Source organism: Arthrobacter sp. RCC_34 (assembly GCF_041360795.1).
GTDB lineage: Bacteria > Actinomycetota > Actinomycetes > Actinomycetales > Micrococcaceae > Arthrobacter_E.
Window position 1 is genome coordinate 1,516,292 of record NZ_JBFUPW010000001.1, and the last position, 17,246, is coordinate 1,533,537.

Below are 17,246 nucleotides of genomic sequence, written 5' to 3' on the forward strand. Positions count from 1 at the left end.
GTGTCAGCTGGCCTCCGCCGCGTGCCGGGCCTGCTGCAGCGCGATCGTGGAGGAGTAGATCAGCTCGGGACTCGCGTGCGATGCGACCCGCAGTTCCAGGGCTTCCTGGAAGGCGTCGGCACTGCGGGCGAAATCACCGGAGCTGTAGTAGGTGTTGCCCAGGTGCTGCAGCACTTCAGCCTCGTGACCGGTCCCCCGGTACTGTGCGAGCAGACGGTGCAGACGTTCGTAGGCGGCCTCAAGACGGCCCCGCGTGTAGAGGATCTCCGTGTCCAGGAGCAGCAGCTCGAAAGATTCGGGGTCCACCATGCGCGCTTCGGCCAGCAGCTCGGCGGCCTCGGTGGTCTTGCCCTGGACCATCAGGACGAAGACGCCTGCCCACGGGCGGTCATCTCCCGCGAGGCTCTCCTGCACCAGTTCCTCGTCCACGATCTCGTACCGGCGTGTCAGAGGGTTGACCTTGATGCCGGGGAAACCGGACTCCGGCCACTCGGAGGTCTCCAGGTCGACTCCGCCGCTGCTCATCCCTCGGCCACCTCCTGATAGGCGGCGAAGAGCAGGGACGTGTCCGGCACCTCCAGGACGCCGGGCTTGCCGACGCCGTCCAGGACCACGAAGCGCAGCAGGTCGCCGCGGGACTTCTTGTCGCGCCGCATCGCGTCCAGGAGCGCCGCCCAGCGGTCGTTGCGGTAGGTGGTGGGGAGCCCGAAGCTCTCCAGGATGGCCTTGTGCCGGTCGGCCTCGGCGTCGCTCAGGCGCCCCACGCTGCGGGCGAGTTCCGCGGCGAACACCATGCCCACGGAGATGGCGGCGCCGTGGCGCCAGGAGTACCGCTCGGCCAGCTCGATGGCGTGGCCGAGAGTGTGCCCGTAGTTCAGGATCTCGCGGAGGCCGGACTCCTTGAGATCCTCGGAGACGACCTTGGCCTTGACGGCGATGGCCCGCTCGATCAGTTCGCGCAGCACCGGGGACTCCGGGTCCAGCACGTCCTGGCCGTGCTCCTCCAGCAGGTCCAGGATCGTCGGATCGGCGATGAACCCGCACTTGATCACCTCGGCCAGGCCGGACACCAGCTCATTGCGGGGCAGGGTCCGCAGCGTGTCCAGATCGGCGAGCACGGCCGCGGGCGGGTGGAACGCGCCCACCAGGTTCTTGCCTTCGGCCGTGTTGATGCCGGTCTTGCCTCCGACGGCGGCGTCGACCATGCCGAGCACGCTCGTCGGCAGGTGGATGACCTTGACGCCGCGCAGCCAGGTGGCGGCGACGAAGCCGCCCAGGTCGCTCACGGCGCCGCCGCCGACGGTCACGACGGCATCGGAGCGGGTGAAGTCGTTCTGCCCCAGGACCTGCCAGCAGAAGGCCGCCACCTGGATGTGCTTGCCTTCTTCGGCGTCCGGGATCTCGGCCGTGACGGCGGTGAAACCGGCGGCCGCGAGTTCGTCGCGCACGGCGTCACCCGTCAGCCGGAGCGCGCGGGGGTGGACCACCAGGACTCGCTTGACGCGCTCCCCCAGGCGGTCCGGAAGCTGCGCCAGCAGACCGCGGCCCACCACGACGTCGTAGTTCTCGTCCGGGCGATTGCCGGTGACCTTGATGACCGTCTCGGGATGCGTCACTCGCTGCTGTCCTTTGCTGTGATTCCGGGGAGGTCCAGCGCCCTGGCGATCTCCAGGGCGAAGTCCTCCGGGCTTCCATGGCGCACGTCGACGGTCAGCTCGGCTGCCGCTTGGTAGAGGTGACGCCGCTGTTCGAAGAGGGTGAGCCAGCGCTCGGCCGCGTCACCCGTGAGCATGGGGCGGCCGGTGTCCCGGGCGATGCGCGGGAGCACCGTGGCCAGATCCGGCTCGAGGTACACCACGCGGCACGGCGCAATGGCCTCGCGCGAAGCCTCGGCCACGACGGACCCGCCTCCCAGCGAGATGATCCGCGGCGCCTCGGGGTGGGTCATGGGGACGTCGCCGGCCACGGCGCGCGCCACGATCGAGGCTTCCACGGCGCGGAACGCGTCCTCGCCATGGGTCTCGAAGTACTCCGTGATCGGGCCGTTCTCCAGGACGAAGACCTCGTCCGTGTCCACGTACTCGCCCTGGAGCAACGCCGCCAGGGCCCGTCCCACGGCGCTCTTCCCGGCCGCCATGGGGCCGACCAGGACGATCGCCGTGCTGTCTGCTGCCTCATCAGAAGGCATGTGGGGCTCCCTGTGTTTCAGTTGCCGTATCAGTGGCCGGAGGAGCTGAGCTCCTCCGGGATGGCCGCCAGGTAGTTCTGGAGGTTGCGGCGCGTCTCGGCCACCGAGTCACCGCCGAACTTCTCCAGCATGGCCTCGGCGAGGACGAGCGCCACCATGGCCTCGGCCACGACGCCGGCCGCAGGCACGGCACAGACGTCCGAGCGCTGGTGGTGGGCCTTCGCCGCTTCACCCGTCGTGACGTCCACGGTCTGGAGGGCGCGGGGCACGGTGGCGATCGGCTTCATGGCGGCGCGGACCCGCAGGACGGTGCCGATGCTCATGCCGCCTTCGATGCCGCCGGCGCGGTTGCTCAGGCGGGAGATGTCGCCGTTCTCATCCTTGACCATCTCGTCGTGCGCGGCGGAGCCGCGTCGGGCCGCCGTTGCGAAACCGTCACCGACCTCCACGCCCTTGATGGCCTGGATGCCCATGAGCGCGGACGCCAGGCGGGCGTCCAGGCGGCGGTCCCAGTGCACGTAGCTGCCGAGTCCCGGCGGAAGGCCGTAGGCGAGGACCTCGACGACGCCGCCGAGGGTCTCACCCTCCTTGTGAGCGGCGTCCACCTCGGCCACCATGGCGTCCGAGGTCTCGCGGTCGAAGCAGCGCAGCGGGTCGGCGTCGAGGGCGATCAGGTCCGACGGCGCAGGCAGCGGGGTGCCGTCCGGGACGGCGACGGTGCCCACCGCGGTGGTGTGGCTGATGAGCTCCACGCCGAGCTGGCGGAGGAACTTGGCAGCCACGGTGCCGAGGGCGACGCGGGTGGCCGTCTCACGGGCGCTGGCGCGCTCCAGGACGGGACGGGCCTCCGGGAAGCCGTACTTCTGCATGCCGGTGAAGTCGGCATGGCCCGGGCGCGGACGCGTCAGAGGAGCGTTGCGGGCCGAGGTGGCCAGCTCCTCCGAATCCACGGGATCCGCGGACATGACGCGCTCCCACTTGGGCCATTCGGTGTTGCCCACCTCGATGGCCACGGGGCCGCCCTGGGTCAGGCCGTGCCGGACACCACCGATGATGGTGACCTCATCCTGCTCGAACTTCATCCGGGCGCCGCGGCCATAGCCGAGGCGGCGCCGAGCGAGGGCGTCACGGACGTCCTCACTCGACAGTTCGACGCCTGCCGGGACGCCTTCGACAATCCCGACGAGCGCGGGGCCATGAGACTCACCAGCGGTTAACCAACGAAACATATGTCCATCCTGCCATGCTTGTGCCCGGTCACCCGCGTCGGGGTGCGTTCACTGCGTCACACATCGCGTCGATGACGCGAGGGGCCTTCTCGGGCCCGTTTCCGGTAAAGAGAAGCACTTGTTCGACCGCCTGGTAGAGCAGCATCTCCAGGCCCGGCACCACGGACCCGCCCCGGGCGGACCACGCGGACGCCAGGGCGCTGGGCCACGGCTCGTACGCGACGTCCAGCAGGACGGGCGGCACGTCACCGGACGGTGCGGCGCTCCCCTGCTCCGCCAGCTGAGCCGCCAGGCCGTCCGCGGCGCGCGGCGGCAGTGTCGAGATCACGACGTCGTACTCCGCCAGGCTGTCGGTCGCCGAGTCATAGGGCAGCAGGCTGAGCCGCACCCCGCTCGCGTCCGCGGCGCCGAACGCCTCCGCAGCACGGCTCTCATCCCGGGCGAAGAGGACCACGTCCCGGTGGCCCAGACGGGACAGTGCCGTGATGGCGGCCGCAGAAGTCCCCCCGGCGCCCAGAATCGCCGCGCGGCGTCCCAGGGTGACTCCGTCGCCGGGCACGCCGTGGAGGGTCGGCAGGCCCGCGGCGTTCCGGAGGGCGTTCACGATACCCGTGACATCCGTGTTGTGGCCCGTGAGACGGGCGGAGCCGTCGGCGCCGGTCTCGATGACCACGGTGTTCAGCACCCCGAGTTCGGCCGCCGCGCCCACGCACTCATCGACCTCGGAGACCATCGCCCTCTTGAGCGGCATGGTGACCGAGAGCCCGAGCCAGGACGGCTCGCGGCGAACTCCGGCCATGAAGGCGGCCAGCTCGGGCTCGTCCACATCCACCGCGGTGTATTCGGCATCGAATCCGAGCACACGGTACGCCGCGTTGTGCAGCGCGGGCGACTTCGAGTGGGAGATGGGATGCCCGAGGACTGCGGCCCTGCGCATCATTGGCAACGTCCTGCGTTGGCGCTGCACCACTCCTGGTAGAGCGCCACATTGCGGTTGTGCTCATCCAGGGTCTTGGCGAAGCGGGTCTCCCCCGTGTCCAAGTTGATGGTCACCCAGAACAGGTAGTCGGAGGCCTTCGGATGCGCGGCCGCGTCGATGGCCAGCTTGCCCGGGGAACCGATGGGACCGACCGGAAGGCCGGGGTTCGCATAGGTGTTGTACGGGTTGCTCTTGTCGGCCTTCTCAGCGGGCGTGAGCTCATAGCTCTTACGGCCGAGTCCATAAGTCACGGTGGCGTCCGACTGGATGAAACCGACCGTCTGCGCGTTGTGCTTCAGGCGGTTCATCACGGCCCCGGCCACCGTCGGGTAGTCGGCGCGGCCGGCCTCGGCCTGGACGATCGACGCGATGGTCAGCATGCGGTACTGCTCGTCCGGGTCGGTCACGCCCTGAGCCTTGAGCTCGTCCTGCGTGGCCTTGACCAGCTGTCCGAGAACCTGCTTCGCCGTGCTGCCCATGGCGAAGCGGTATTCCCCCGGGAAGAGGTAGCCTTCGAGGTTCTTGGCCTTAGAGGACACTCCGAACTGCGCCGGCGTGTCGGCGAGCTTCTTCAGGTCCGCGATCTCCAGCCCGGTGCCCTTGGCGATCGCGTCGAGGGACTCGTTGAGCCGCAGGCCCGCGGACAGAGGGACGTAGGAGACCTTGTCATTGCCGTTCGCGGCGAAGACGCCCACGGCGTCCGCGGACTTCATCTCCTTGCGGAAGGTGTATTTGCCCGGGGACAGCGTCACGCCCGACTCGCCGAACGCCTTGATGAACGTGCCCGCGTCGGCCACGACCCCCTCCTCCTTGAGGGAGTTGGCCACCTGGGTGACGGATGAACCCTGCGCGACCTCGACGGACACGGAGCCCGTTCCGGGGCCCGGGTAGTCGGTCACGCGGCCCCAGCCGAGGCTGGGCCCGATGAACTGGAAGGCGGCGAAAGCTCCGCCGGCCACGAGCAGGAAGGACAGCAGGACGGCCACCCAGCCGCGCACGCGCCGGTGCTTGCGGGGGCTCGCCACCTCCTCTTGGAACGCGGTCTTGACGGGTTCTTCCTCATCATGGCCCGGCTCCGCCGAGTGGATGAAGTGAAAACTGTGGGCCGAGGCGGCCTCATGCTGGCCGTGGTGCTGGGGCTCGGCGTCCTCGGCGGAGGGGGTGTCCACCGTCTCCGCGGGCGTTTCCGTGCGACCGGCCGCCGTGCCGGTGGGCCGGTGTCCGTGAGCCAGCGGGTTGAGCCGGGTGTGCGTCGGCTCCGGGTAGAAGTGCTGGGCATGCGCGGTGGCGGGGACGGGCGCGATCCGTGAACCCGGCGCGGCCTCCGCGCGGCCGTGGCCGCCTTCAGTGGACGACGACGCCGTCCGGCTGTCGCCGTCGACCGCCGGCTCCGTGGCCCGTGCGTTCTCCTGCGGGAGGTCGCGGGACAGCGCGGCTTTCGTCTTCGCGGCGAGGGCGCTCTCGGCGGCGGTCTTGTCAGCCTGGGCCTTTTCGGCGCGCGCCTTCTCCGCGGCGGCCTTTTCGGCGGCCTTCGACGCCTGGGCTTTCGCTGCGGCGATCCGGTCGGCCGTGGCCTTCTCAGCAGCCGCCCGCTCAGCCTGGGCCTTCTCTTCCGCGGCGCGTTCGAGGCGCGCCTTCTCGGCCTGCGCCTTCGCGGCTGCCGCGCGCTCCGCGGCGACCCGTTCGGCCTCAGCCTTCTCGGCCCGGGCTCGCTCTGCGGCGGCGACACGCTCGGCCACGATCCGCTCCGCCCGCGCCTGCTCCGCGGCGGCCTTCTCGGCAGCGGCACGCTCCGCGGCGGCCTGTTCTGCAGCCTGTTCTGCTGCACGCTCGACGGCGGCCTGGTCATCCGCCGTCGCGCTGTCCTGGCGCGGCGAGGAGTCGCGTCGTCGCGGCAGCTCGTCCTGCTCCTGGTCGAAAGGAGCAGCGGCTCGCGCGGCACGCTCCTGTTCCTCGCGCTGGGCGAGGAGACGTTCCCGCGCACGGAGCTCCCGCCGGGTCAGCGGCATGCCCTCCGCGGCCATGGGACCGTCAGCCCGGGACGGCATGTCACCGGGCTCTTTGTTGTCCGTGCTCACGTACGGGTGCCTCCATCACTTTCCTCGCGGGTGGCGGAATGGGCGCGCACCGGCGTCCCCACTTCAGGTCCTTGGTGTTTCTGCATGTCAAGCGCATGCTGGAGGATGTTCACCGCCGCCACCTGATCCACCACTTTACGATGTTCACGGCCGTCCATTCCAGCTTCGCGAAGCGTCCGGTGCGCCGTGACGGTGGTCAGACGCTCATCGAGCATCGCCACCGAGCACTCCACGGAGGCTTCCTGGAGCCGGTCGGCGAGGATCTGAGCATAGTCCAGCGCCATCTGCGTGGACTGACTCTCCCCGCCGCGCAGAGTGCGCGGCAGGCCGACGAAGGCCCAGCGCACCTGGCGCTCGACGACCTGCCGGACGATCACCGCGATGTCCGAGTTCTTCTTGCTGTCACGCTGCAAGGTCTTGAAGGGGGTGGCCAGAATCCCGTCCGGATCGCTGACGGCCACCCCGACCCTCACCAGGCCGACGTCGATCCCCAGACGGACGCCCCGAGGAGCGTCCGCCGGGGACGTCTGTGCATGGTCTTCCATCCCTGCCTAGCGGTTGCGGATCGCGTCGACGATGGCGGTCAGCGCCGCGGGGATCTTCGCGGCGTCGGTGCCACCGCCCTGGGCGATGTCGTCCTTGCCGCCGCCACCGCCGCCGAGGATCCCGGCGGCCGTGCGGACCAGGGCGCCGGCCTTGACACCCGCCGCGCGCGCCTCATCGTTCGTGGCGACCAGCACCACGGGACGGCCGTTCGCGACACCGGCCACGGCGACCGTGGCCGCTTCGCTGCCCAGGCGGCCACGGAGGTCCAGCACGAGCGAGCGGAGGTCATCTGCGCCGCCCACCGCGCCGGCGTCGTGCGCGATCACGCGGACGCCGTTGGCGTCACTGGCGCTGTTCAGCAGCGTGGCGGCCTGAGCGGCGAGCTGCTCCTTGCGCAGGCGGTCGAGCTCCTTCTCCGCGGCCTTGAGCTTGCTCAGCGTGGCGGCGATGCGCTCGGACAGCTGACCGGAGGGGACCTTGAACATCTCGCTGAGCTCGGTGACCAGGGCGCGCTCGGCGGCGAAGTGACGGAACGCCTCCATGCCGACGAAAGCCTCCACACGGCGGTTGCCCGAGCCGACGGACTGCTCGCCCAGCAGGTTCAGGCTGCCGATCCGCGAAGTGCTGCCCACGTGGGTGCCACCGCAGAGCTCACGGGACCAGGCGCCGTCGATCTCCACGACCCGGACTTCGCTGCCGTAGTTCTCGCCGAAGAGGGCCATGGCGCCGAGAGCCTTCGCCTGCTCGAGGCCCATCACCGAGGTCTTCACCTCGAAGTTGTTCCGGATGGCGAGGTTGGCCACTTCCTCGATCTCGCTCTTGGTGGCGCCGGAGAGCTGCTCGCCCCAGGCGAAGTCGAAGCGGAGGTAGCCGGCCTTGTTGAAGGAGCCGCGCTGAGTGGCCTCCTTGCCCAGGATCTGGTGCAGGGCGGCGTGGACCAGGTGCGTGGCGGTGTGCGCCTGCTCGCCGGCGTGACGACGCTCGGCGTCCACGGCGGCGCGCACGATGGCGTCCGAGGAGATCTCCCCCTCGCGCACCAGGGCCTTGTGCACGGAGAGCCCCTTGACCGGGCGCTGGACGTCCAGCACCTCGACCACGAAGCCGTCACCCGTGATCAGACCGGTGTCGGCGGCCTGACCGCCGGCCTCCGCGTAGAACGGGGTCTCCGCGAGAACCAGTTCGATCTCATCGCCCGTGGAGGCGTGCCCCGTCCGGGCGCCGCCGCTGAGCAGCGCGCGGACGCGGGACTCGGTCTCCAGCTCGTCGTAGCCGGTGAACACGGTCTCGCCGTCGGCCAGGATGTCGCGGAAGACCGTGACGTCGGCGTGGCCGCCCTTCTTGGCCTTGGCGTCCGCCTGAGCGCGCTGACGCTGCTCCTGCATGAGAGCGCGGAACTGCTTCTCGTCGACGGCGACGCCGGCCTCCTCGGCCATCTCGAGCGTCAGGTCGATCGGGAAGCCGTAGGTGTCGTGCAGGGCGAAGGCATCCTCGCCGGACAGCGAGGCGCCCTGGGACTTCGCCTGGTCCACGGCCTCGTCGAGACGGGCGGTGCCGGAGGCGATGGTGCGCAGGAACGCCCGCTCCTCGGCGTAAGCGATCCGGGAGATCCGGTCGAACTCGAGCTCGACCACCGGGTACACGCCCTTCATGGCGTCGCGGGAGGCGGGCAGGAGCTCCGGCAGGCAGGCCTGCTCGACGCCCAGCAGGCGCATCGAGCGGACCGCACGGCGGATCAGGCGGCGCAGCACGTAGCCACGGCCTTCGTTGGACGGGGTGACGCCGTCGGCGATCAGCATGAGGGCGGAACGGACGTGGTCCGCCACGACGCGCATGCGCACATCGTCGGTGTGGTGCGGATCCTCGGGGCTTTCGGCGGAGGTGTACTCCTTGCCGGAGAGCTCGGCGGCCTTGTCGATCACGGGGCGGACCTGGTCCGTCTCGTACATGTTCTCCACGCCTTGCAGGATCATCGCGAGACGTTCCATGCCGAGGCCGGTGTCGATGTTCTTCTTGGGCAGCTCACCGACGATGTCGAAGTCCACCTTCGACTTCACATTGTCGATCTGGTACTGCATGAAGACCAGGTTCCAGATCTCCACATAGCGGTTGTCGTCGGCCTCGGGGCCACCTTCGATGCCGTACGCGGGGCCACGGTCGTAGTAGATCTCCGAGCAGGGGCCGGCGGGGCCGGGCTGGCCGGTGGACCAGTAGTTGTCGCTCTTGCCCATGCGCTGGATGCGCTCGGCCGGGATCGCCGTGTGCTTGAGCCAGAGGTCGCGGGCCTCGTCGTCGTCCTCGTAGACCGTGACCCAGAGCTTCTCCTCGGGCAGGCCGTAGCCGCCGTCCTCCACCGGGCTGGTCAGCAGCTCGTAGGCGAACTTGATGGCGTCTTCCTTGAAGTAGTCGCCGAAGGAGAAGTTGCCGCACATCTGGAAGAAGGTGCCGTGGCGGGCCGTCTTGCCGACCTCTTCGATGTCACCGGTGCGGATGCACTTTTGGACGCTCGTGGCGCGGCTGTACGGAGGGGTCTCCTGCGCGGTCAGGTACGGGATGAAGGGAACCATGCCGGCCACGGTGAAGAGCAGGCTGGGGTCGTTCGAGACCAACGAGGCGGACGGCACCGCGGTGTGGCCCTTGGAGACGAAAAAGTCCACCCAGCGCTTGGTGATTTCCTGCGACTTCATGAGGAAGTGAGTTCCCTTCGGCGTGACTCGGGCCGATGCCCGGTGATGCATGGTGGCGGACCAGCTGTCCGCCGCGTTCAATTGTGCCTTCATGGCCGCCCCGGGGGCCAATCCCGCGGCCGGTTTCCGCGCCCGTTCCGGGGCGCGGCGGTGAGGTGCGACGGCGGGAGGCGGCCGCCGTCGTGCGTGTCAGGACCGCTGGTCGTCCAGGGCGAGGGCCGCCCGGAGTTCGTCCTCACGCTCGCGCATGCCGTCCCGCACCTGATCGGCGAAGTGATAGATGCTGTCGCTCAGTCGCCCCACGGCCCGGTTCAGGCCTTCCGGGCCGACGGCGTCGCGGGCCTCGGAGAGCTTGCGGAAGACCACCACGCCGAGCGCGGCGCCGACTCCCAGCCAGAGAATTCGTTTCATCGTCTGTCCTTTCCGCGGTTCAGCGGCTGCGGCGGCCCGCGGGACGCTGGGCGCCCTGCTTCCGCGCCGAGAGGGCCGAACGGACACCGTGGCTGAAAGCAGCCACCTTGATCAGCGGACCGCCCACGGTCGCCGAGATGAGGGAGGAGAGCGCCGAAAGGTTCGCACTGGCATCCGCGACGTTGTTCGAGATGCCGTCCACCTTCTTGAGCTGCTCATTGGTCGTGGTGACGGTGGCCGTCACCTCCGTCATGAGGGGCTGGGCGCCGTCGCTCAGCTCCTTGATGGAATCCCTGATCTCGTCCAGCACCTTGCCCAGCTTCAGGATGGGCACTGCGAGGAAGAGGACCAACAGCAGGAAGACTCCGGCTGCGATGAGACCGGCAATGTCACCGCCACTCATGACTTTTCTCCTTGAGGTTCGTGGACAAGCACGTGTCCTACCTTATCGCCCGTGACCGCCGGCACGGCCCGGGAAAGAGAAAGAGCCCGTGGCCAGGGCCACGGGCTCCTTCCAGAGGCTCTTAGCGAGCGTAGAATTCCACGACGAGCTGCTCTTCGCAGGTCACGGGAACCTCAGCACGCTTCGGGCGACGCACCAGGCGTGCCTGAAGGGCCTCAAGCTTGACATCCAGGTAAGCCGGGACGGCCGGCAGGACATCGCGGTGGGCGCCGGCGGCAGCAAGCTGCAGCGGGACCATCGGGATGCTGCGCGGGTGCACGTGGATCAGCTGGCCTTCGGAAACGCGGAAGGACGGGCGGTCCACGCGCTGTCCGTCAACCATGATGTGGCGGTGCACCACGAGCTGGCGGGCCTGGGCGATCGTGCGGGCGAAGCCTGCACGAAGAACCAGGGCGTCCAGGCGCATTTCAAGCAGCTCGACCAGGTTCTCACCGGTCAGACCCTTGGTGCGACGAGCTTCCTCGAAGACGCGGGTCATCTGAGCTTCACGGATGCCGTACTGAGCGCGCAGACGCTGCTTTTCACGCAGACGAACGGCGTAGTCGGAATCCTGCTTCTTGCGGGCGCGGCCATGTTCGCCGGGTCCATACGGACGGCGCTCCATGTACTTGGCGGCCTTGGGAGTCAGAGCGATGCCGAGGGACCGCGAAAGGCGGGCCTGACGGCGAGCACGAGTGCTGTTAGCCACTTGTGTCCTTCCAATGGTGCGGTTTTTGTGGTGTTAACTGGCCTCCCGTATGGAGAGCATCGGCAAACCGCCGCCTTTTGCTACTGGTCCCGGGCGCGCGCCACCCTCGCGGAGAACCGTGAGAAGGGTGCTTGCCGGCGGGATCATGCCAGACAAACCTCAATTCTAGCATGGTGGTCCTGCCTGGTTCAGCGCTGCTCAGCGCTCCCCGCGCACGATGCCCCGCAGCCGCTCCAGGCGTGCCGCGATCTCCCGCTCGGAGCCGTTAGCGGTCGGCTCATAGTAGTTCCGGCCCACGAGGTCGTCCGGCGGATACTGCTGCCGGGCGATCGAATGAGGCGCGTCGTGGGCGTAGACATACCCCTTGCCGTGGCCCAGGCCCTTTGCGCCTGGATAGTGGGCGTCACGCAGAGGCATAGGGATATCGGTGCCCTTCCCCGCTCTGACGTCCGCCAGCGCCTTGTCGATCGCCACATAGGCCGCGTTGGACTTCGGCGCGGTTGCGAGATGGACGACGGCCTCGGCCAGGATGATCCGGCCCTCCGGCATGCCGATGAGCTGCACGGCCTGCGCCGCGGCCACCGCGGTCTGGAGCGCCGTGGGATCGGCCATTCCGATGTCCTCCGCCGCGGAGATCACGATGCGCCGGGCGAGGAAGCGCGGGTCCTCCCCCGCCTCGATCATGCGCGCGAGGTAGTGCAGCGCGGCGTCGACGTCGGAGCCGCGGATCGACTTGATGAACGCGCTGATGACGTCATAGTGCTGGTCCCCCTGGCGGTCGTACCGCACCGACGCCTTGTCGATCGCCTGCTCGGCCTGCGCCAGGTGGAGCACGGCTTTGGTCTTGCCGTCCTCCCCGGAACCGCCTGCATGCTCTCCCAGCGCGACGCCGGCGGCGGCTTCGAGCGAGGTCAGCGCGCGCCGGGCGTCGCCGGTGGACACCCGGACCAGGTAGTCGAGTGCGTCCTCCTCGACCTCGATCTTGCCGCCGAGCCCCCGGTCGTCCTCGATGGCCCGTTCCAGGAGTCCGCGGATATCGGTGTCCTGCAGGGGTTTCAGGGTGAGCAGGATCGACCGCGACAGCAGGGGCGCCACGACCGAGAACGACGGGTTCTCGGTGGTCGCCGCCACGAGAATCACCCAGCGGTTCTCCACGCCCGGCAGAAGGGCGTCCTGCTGCGCCTTGTTGAAGCGATGGATCTCGTCGAGGAACAGCACGGTCCCCTGCCGGTGCAGATCCCGGCGCTGCAAGGCCTCGTCCATGACCCGGCGGACGTCCTTGACCCCGGCGGTGATGGCGGACAGCTCCACGAATTTGCGTCCCGGCGCGTTGGCGATCACGTGCGCCAGAGTGGTCTTGCCTGTTCCCGGCGGACCCCAGAGGATGATGCTCGACGGCCCGACGGCGGACGGTTCGCCGCTCGACTCCGCGAGCGACCGGAGCGGCTGGCCGGGCCGCAGCAGATGCTGCTGACCCACCACATCATCAATGGTCCGGGGGCGCATCCGCACGGCCAGCGGCGTGAGCGGATACGCGGACGACGACGTTCCCTCACCCGAGGGGGAATCGCCCGGATCGCTCTGGGAGAAATCATCCTGGGAAAAGAGGTCAGCCATGCTCCCCAGCCTAGCGGGCGAGGGGCCCCAGCCGATGCGGAGCGAGGGTGGGGAGCCCGGCTAGGCGCTCTCCCCGGCGGCTCCCCAACTTCGTTCCTCGGTGGGGCCCCTCGCCGCCGTGGGCCCAGGGCGAGGGGGCCCGGCGAGCCACCAGGCTCCGCTGCCTCAGCACGCTCCGGGCGCGCGCCGCAATGGCGCACTGCGGTACCAGTAAGACCCGGCCTCCACGAAACCGAGGTCCCGGTACAGGGCCACAGCCCCCTGGTTGGAACGCGTCACGCTCAGCCAGAATCCGTGCGGTGCGGCCGGTTCGGCCAGGAGCGCGCTCAGGATGGCGTGGGCATGGCCCTTGCGACGGTGCGCCTCGCGCGTGACCATGCCGTAGATCCCCGAGCACGCGCCCACGTGGATCGCCTGGCCGACGGCGACCGGGGCGCCGTCGTCGTCCCGGATGAGCGCGTACGTGGACCGGATGGATTCCTGGATGGCCCGTGCGGTGCCGGCCGCGTCGGCTCCGCCGTGTCCGCTGGTGAGCCACCAGGCGTCGAACCACTCCTCGGTCAGGTCCGGCCGGATCTCGACATGGCCGGGCGCCTGCGGGACCTTCTCGGCGGACGGCTCCCGCACCATGAAGACCGTGTGGGACTGCGCCCGGTAACCGAGCTCGTCGAGCCGGGCGTCCAGAGCGGCGTCCGCCGGATCCGAGGTGAGCTGGAACAGCCCCGGGAGCCGCTGAGTGCGGTACCAGGACTCGGCGGCCTTGATGGCGGCGTCGACGTCATCCACGGGCGCGTAGGGCCACACCGAATTCGCCCGCTGTGTCACGCCGGAGGCACTGCGGAGCAGCCAGGCGCCGGTGTCGAACGTGGTCAGGCCCGGCCATGCTGCGTTCTGCAGCGCGGCCAGGCCTGACACGGAGGAAAGGGACTCCACGGGATCAGACGTCCGCGGTCTCCCCTGCCGGCTTCTCAGCGGCGGCCTTCGGGGCGGGCTTGAAGTCCACACCGGCCTCCTTGCGCTGCTGCGGCGTGATGGGAGCCGGGGCAGCGGTCAGCGGGTCGTAGCCGCCACCGGACTTCGGGAAGGCGATGACGTCGCGGATGGACTCGGCGCCGGCCAGGAAGGAGACCACGCGGTCCCAGCCGAGGGCGATGCCGCCGTGCGGCGGGGCGCCGTACTTGAAGCCCTCCAGCAGGAAGCCGAACTTGCTCTCGGCCTCTTCCTTGCTCAGGCCCATGACCTCGAACACGCGCTCCTGGACATCACGCTGGTGGATACGGATGGAACCGCCGCCGAGCTCGCTGCCGTTGCAGACGATGTCGTAGGCGTAGGACAGGGCGGACTCGGGATCCGTGTCGAACGTGTCCATGAATTCCGGACGCGGCGAGGTGAACGCGTGGTGCACGGCCGTCCACTTTCCGGCGCCGACGGCGACGTCACCCGAGGCGACGGCTGCGGCGGCCGGCTCGAACATCGGTGCGTCCACGACCCACACGAACGCCCAGTCGCCTTCCGACACGAGACCGGTGCGGTGCCCGATCTCGACGCGGGCGGCGCCGAGCAGCGCACGGGACGCGGTCTTCTCACCGGCGGCGAAGAAGATGCAGTCGCCGTTGGAGGCGCCCACCGCGGCGGCCAGGCCTTCGCGCTCGGCATCCGTCAGGTTCTTGGCGACGGGACCCGTGAGCTCGCCGTCCTCCTTGATGAGGACGTACGCGAGGCCCTTGGCGCCGCGCTGCTTGGCCCATTCCTGCCACGCGTCCAGCGTGCGGCGCGGCTGCGAGGCCCCGCCCGGCATGACCACGGCGCCGACGTACGGAGCCTTGAACACGCCGAAGTTGGTGTCCTTGAAGAACTCGGTCAGATCCGTCAGCTCCAGGCCGAAGCGCAGGTCCGGCTTGTCCGAGCCGTACTTGGCCATGGCCTCGGAGTACGGCATCCGGCGGATCGGGGTGGGGATGTCCACGCCGATGAGCTTCCAGAGCGCGACGACGAGCTTCTCGCCGAGGGCGATGATGTCGTCCTGGTCCACGAAGCTGGCTTCGATGTCCAGCTGGGTGAACTCGGGCTGACGGTCAGCGCGGAAGTCCTCGTCGCGGTAGCAGCGGGCGATCTGGTAGTACTTCTCGAAACCGCCCACCTGCAGGAGCTGCTTGAAGAGCTGCGGCGACTGCGGCAGCGCATACCAGGACCCCGGGGCCAGACGGGCGGGCACCAGGAAGTCGCGGGCGCCTTCAGGAGTGGAGCGGGTCAGCGTCGGGGTCTCGATCTCGAGGAAGCCCTCGGAGTGCAGCAGCTCGCGGGCCACGCGGCTCGCCTCGGAGCGCAGGCGCAGGTTGCGGGACAGGACCGGACGGCGCATGTCCAGGTAACGGTGCTTGAGGCGGGCCTCCTCACCGACCTCCACGTGCTCGTCGATCTGGAACGGCAGCGGCTCGGAGGTGTTGAGCACCACGACCTTGTCCGCGATGACCTCCACCTCGCCGGTGGCCAGTGCGGGATTCTCGTTGCCCTCGGGACGCCGCTCGACCGTGCCGGTCACCTGCAGCACGAACTCATTGCGCAGACCGTGGAAGACCTCCTCCTCGCGGACCACCACCTGGGCCACGCCCGAGGCATCGCGGAGGTCCACGAAGGCCACTCCGCCATGGTCACGACGGCGGGCCACCCAGCCTGCCAGGGTGACGGTCTGTCCGATGTTCTCGGCCCGGAGTGAGCCGAGGTCATGTGTGCGCAGCACAGCATTCCTTTCGAGTGAGGCGGATCCTCCCGCCGCCGACGAGATACTGCAGATGCTCCGGGCGGGAAAACTCAAGGATCGTCAGGACGTCTCGGTCCGACGCAGACGATTTTACCCGGTGAGCCTGCTCCCGCCCGCCACCGGGCGCGTGCGCGCGGTGGCGGGCGGGAGCAGGACCCACCGGGCTGGAGGGCGATCAGTCCGCGAGGCGGGCGATGACCTGGGGACGGAGGTCCTCGGCGGCCGGGGACCAGAGAGCCGGATCGGCCGCGACCTGATCGCCGCTGCGGATGTCCTTGACCTGGTGCGCGCCGTCGGCGTCGGTGAACCAGACGAACGGGATCCCGCGGCGGTCCGCGTATTTGATCTGCTTGCCGAACTTCTCGGCCTTGGCGGCCACCTCGGTGGCGATGCCGCGGCTCCGCAGCTGTGCGGCGACATCCTGCGCGCCGGCCCAGGACTCGTCGTCGTTGAGAGCCACGAGCACGGCGGTGGGCACGCTGCGGCTGGCGGTCGCGAACTCCTGGGACAGGATGCGGGACACCAGGCGGGTCACGCCGATGGACAGGCCGACGCCGGGGAAGGTCCGGTTGCCCTTGGTGGCCAGGGACTCGTAGCGGCCGCCCGAGCAGATCGAGCCGAGCTGCTCGTGCCCGACCAGCACCGTTTCGACGACCGTGCCGGTGTAGTAGTCGAGTCCGCGGGCGATGCTGAGATCGGCCAGCACCTTGCCCGGCGCGCGCAGCGACGCGGCGGCCACCACCTGCTCCAGTTCGGTGAGGCCCTCCTCCAGCAACGGGTGCTCGACGCCGAGCGCCCGGACCTGCTCGACGAAGGAGGTGTCCATGGTCTGGATGGTGGCGAGCTTGAGCGCCGCCTCGGCCTGCTCGGGGGTGGCGCCGAGCTCGCTCTGGAGCAGCTCGGCCACCTTCGCGGCGCCGATCTTCTCGAGCTTGTCGATGCTGCGGAGCACCCCGGCGGTGTCCTCCAGCCCGATCCCCCGGTAGAAGCCCTCGGACAGCTTGCGGTTGTTGACCCGCAGGCGGAATTCCGGGATCGGCAGGGCGGAGAGCGCCTCCGCGATGACCAGCACGATCTCCACGTCGTAGCGGAACGGCAGTTCGCCGTCGCCCACCACATCGATGTCCGCCTGCGTGAATTCGCGCGCACGGCCCTCCTGCGGACGCTCGCCGCGCCACACCTTCTGCATCTGGTACCGGCGGAACGGGAAGGCCAGGTAGCCGGCGTTCTCCACGACGTACCGGGCGAACGGCACCGTCAGATCGAAGTGCAGGGCCAGGGCGTTGGGGTCCTGCTTGCCGGTGGCGTCCTCGTCATCCTGGAGGCGGCTGAGGCCGTACACCTCCTTGTCGATCTCGCCCTTGCGCAGCAGCTGACCCACCGTCTCGACCGCACGGGTCTCGATGGAACCGAAGCCGTGCAGTTCGAAAACGCGGCGCAGAGTGTCCAGCACATGCTGTTCCACCACGCGTTCCTGTGGGAGCCACTCGGGGAATCCGGACAGGGAGGGGGTGCGTGCCATGCTGTGAAACTCCTTTGACGTGCGGCTTTTCGCCTGTTGCGGGGGAAGCCGTGCCTAAACTAGGTGCGTCAGCCAGTTTA

At 69.3% G+C, this 17,246-nt stretch carries 15 protein-coding genes; all 15 read right to left on the bottom strand.

The window, feature by feature from the left end:
* Window positions 1-3: 3 nt before the first annotated feature.
* The 15 genes from AB6732_RS07190 to hisS all read right to left on the bottom strand — a co-directional run bounded on the left by AB6732_RS07190 (window position 4) and on the right by hisS (window position 17,166).
* Window positions 4-525, bottom strand: coding sequence for a tetratricopeptide repeat protein (locus AB6732_RS07190; RefSeq protein ID WP_370959298.1), 522 nt, complete (start codon window positions 523-525; stop codon window positions 4-6).
* Window positions 522-1,616: a 3-dehydroquinate synthase gene (aroB, locus tag AB6732_RS07195; RefSeq protein ID WP_370959299.1), complete on the bottom strand. Its 1,095-nt coding sequence runs from the start codon at window positions 1,614-1,616 to the stop codon at window positions 522-524. Before aroB ends, AB6732_RS07190 begins: the two co-directional genes overlap by 4 nt.
* Window positions 1,613-2,188, bottom strand: a complete 576-nt coding sequence (locus tag AB6732_RS07200) for a shikimate kinase (protein WP_370959300.1) — start codon at window positions 2,186-2,188, stop codon at window positions 1,613-1,615. Before AB6732_RS07200 ends, aroB begins: the two co-directional genes overlap by 4 nt.
* Window positions 2,189-2,217: 29 nt before the next feature.
* Window positions 2,218-3,417 (bottom strand): chorismate synthase, encoded by a 1,200-nt coding sequence (gene aroC, locus AB6732_RS07205; RefSeq protein WP_370959301.1) that lies wholly within the window; start codon window positions 3,415-3,417, stop codon window positions 2,218-2,220.
* A 28-nt stretch (window positions 3,418-3,445) separates the two neighbouring features.
* Window positions 3,446-4,357, bottom strand: coding sequence for a shikimate dehydrogenase (locus AB6732_RS07210; protein ID WP_370959302.1), 912 nt, complete (start codon window positions 4,355-4,357; stop codon window positions 3,446-3,448).
* Window positions 4,354-6,474, bottom strand: coding sequence for an endolytic transglycosylase MltG (gene mltG, locus AB6732_RS07215; protein ID WP_370959303.1), 2,121 nt, complete (start codon window positions 6,472-6,474; stop codon window positions 4,354-4,356). The genes AB6732_RS07210 and mltG overlap by 4 nt, the downstream gene beginning before the upstream one ends.
* A complete protein-coding gene (ruvX, locus tag AB6732_RS07220) occupies window positions 6,471-7,019 on the bottom strand; it encodes a Holliday junction resolvase RuvX (protein ID WP_370959304.1) in 549 nt (182 codons plus the stop codon). Before ruvX ends, mltG begins: the two co-directional genes overlap by 4 nt.
* Window positions 7,020-7,025: 6 nt before the next feature.
* Window positions 7,026-9,704: an alanine--tRNA ligase gene (alaS, locus tag AB6732_RS07225; RefSeq protein ID WP_370959305.1), complete on the bottom strand. Its 2,679-nt coding sequence runs from the start codon at window positions 9,702-9,704 to the stop codon at window positions 7,026-7,028.
* A gap of 189 nt (window positions 9,705-9,893) precedes the next feature.
* Complete coding sequence (locus tag AB6732_RS07230) at window positions 9,894-10,115, bottom strand: DUF6167 family protein (RefSeq protein WP_370959306.1); 222 nt, start codon at window positions 10,113-10,115, stop codon at window positions 9,894-9,896.
* A 19-nt stretch (window positions 10,116-10,134) separates the two neighbouring features.
* Window positions 10,135-10,518, bottom strand: a complete 384-nt coding sequence (locus AB6732_RS07235; RefSeq protein WP_370959307.1) for a DUF948 domain-containing protein — start codon at window positions 10,516-10,518, stop codon at window positions 10,135-10,137.
* A gap of 121 nt (window positions 10,519-10,639) precedes the next feature.
* Window positions 10,640-11,266, bottom strand: a complete 627-nt coding sequence (gene rpsD, locus AB6732_RS07240; protein WP_066212716.1) for a 30S ribosomal protein S4 — start codon at window positions 11,264-11,266, stop codon at window positions 10,640-10,642.
* Window positions 11,267-11,464: 198 nt separating this feature from the next.
* Window positions 11,465-12,883 (bottom strand): replication-associated recombination protein A, encoded by a 1,419-nt coding sequence (locus tag AB6732_RS07245; RefSeq protein WP_370959308.1) that lies wholly within the window; start codon window positions 12,881-12,883, stop codon window positions 11,465-11,467.
* 165 nt (window positions 12,884-13,048) lie between these two features.
* Complete coding sequence (locus AB6732_RS07250) at window positions 13,049-13,816, bottom strand: GNAT family N-acetyltransferase (RefSeq protein WP_370959309.1); 768 nt, start codon at window positions 13,814-13,816, stop codon at window positions 13,049-13,051.
* 4 nt (window positions 13,817-13,820) lie between these two features.
* On the bottom strand, window positions 13,821-15,623 hold the full coding sequence (aspS, locus tag AB6732_RS07255; RefSeq protein ID WP_370959310.1) for an aspartate--tRNA ligase: 1,803 nt from the start codon (window positions 15,621-15,623) through the stop codon (window positions 13,821-13,823).
* Window positions 15,624-15,819: 196 nt separating this feature from the next.
* Window positions 15,820-17,166: a histidine--tRNA ligase gene (hisS, locus tag AB6732_RS07260; protein ID WP_370959311.1), complete on the bottom strand. Its 1,347-nt coding sequence runs from the start codon at window positions 17,164-17,166 to the stop codon at window positions 15,820-15,822.
* Window positions 17,167-17,246 lie beyond the last annotated feature (80 nt).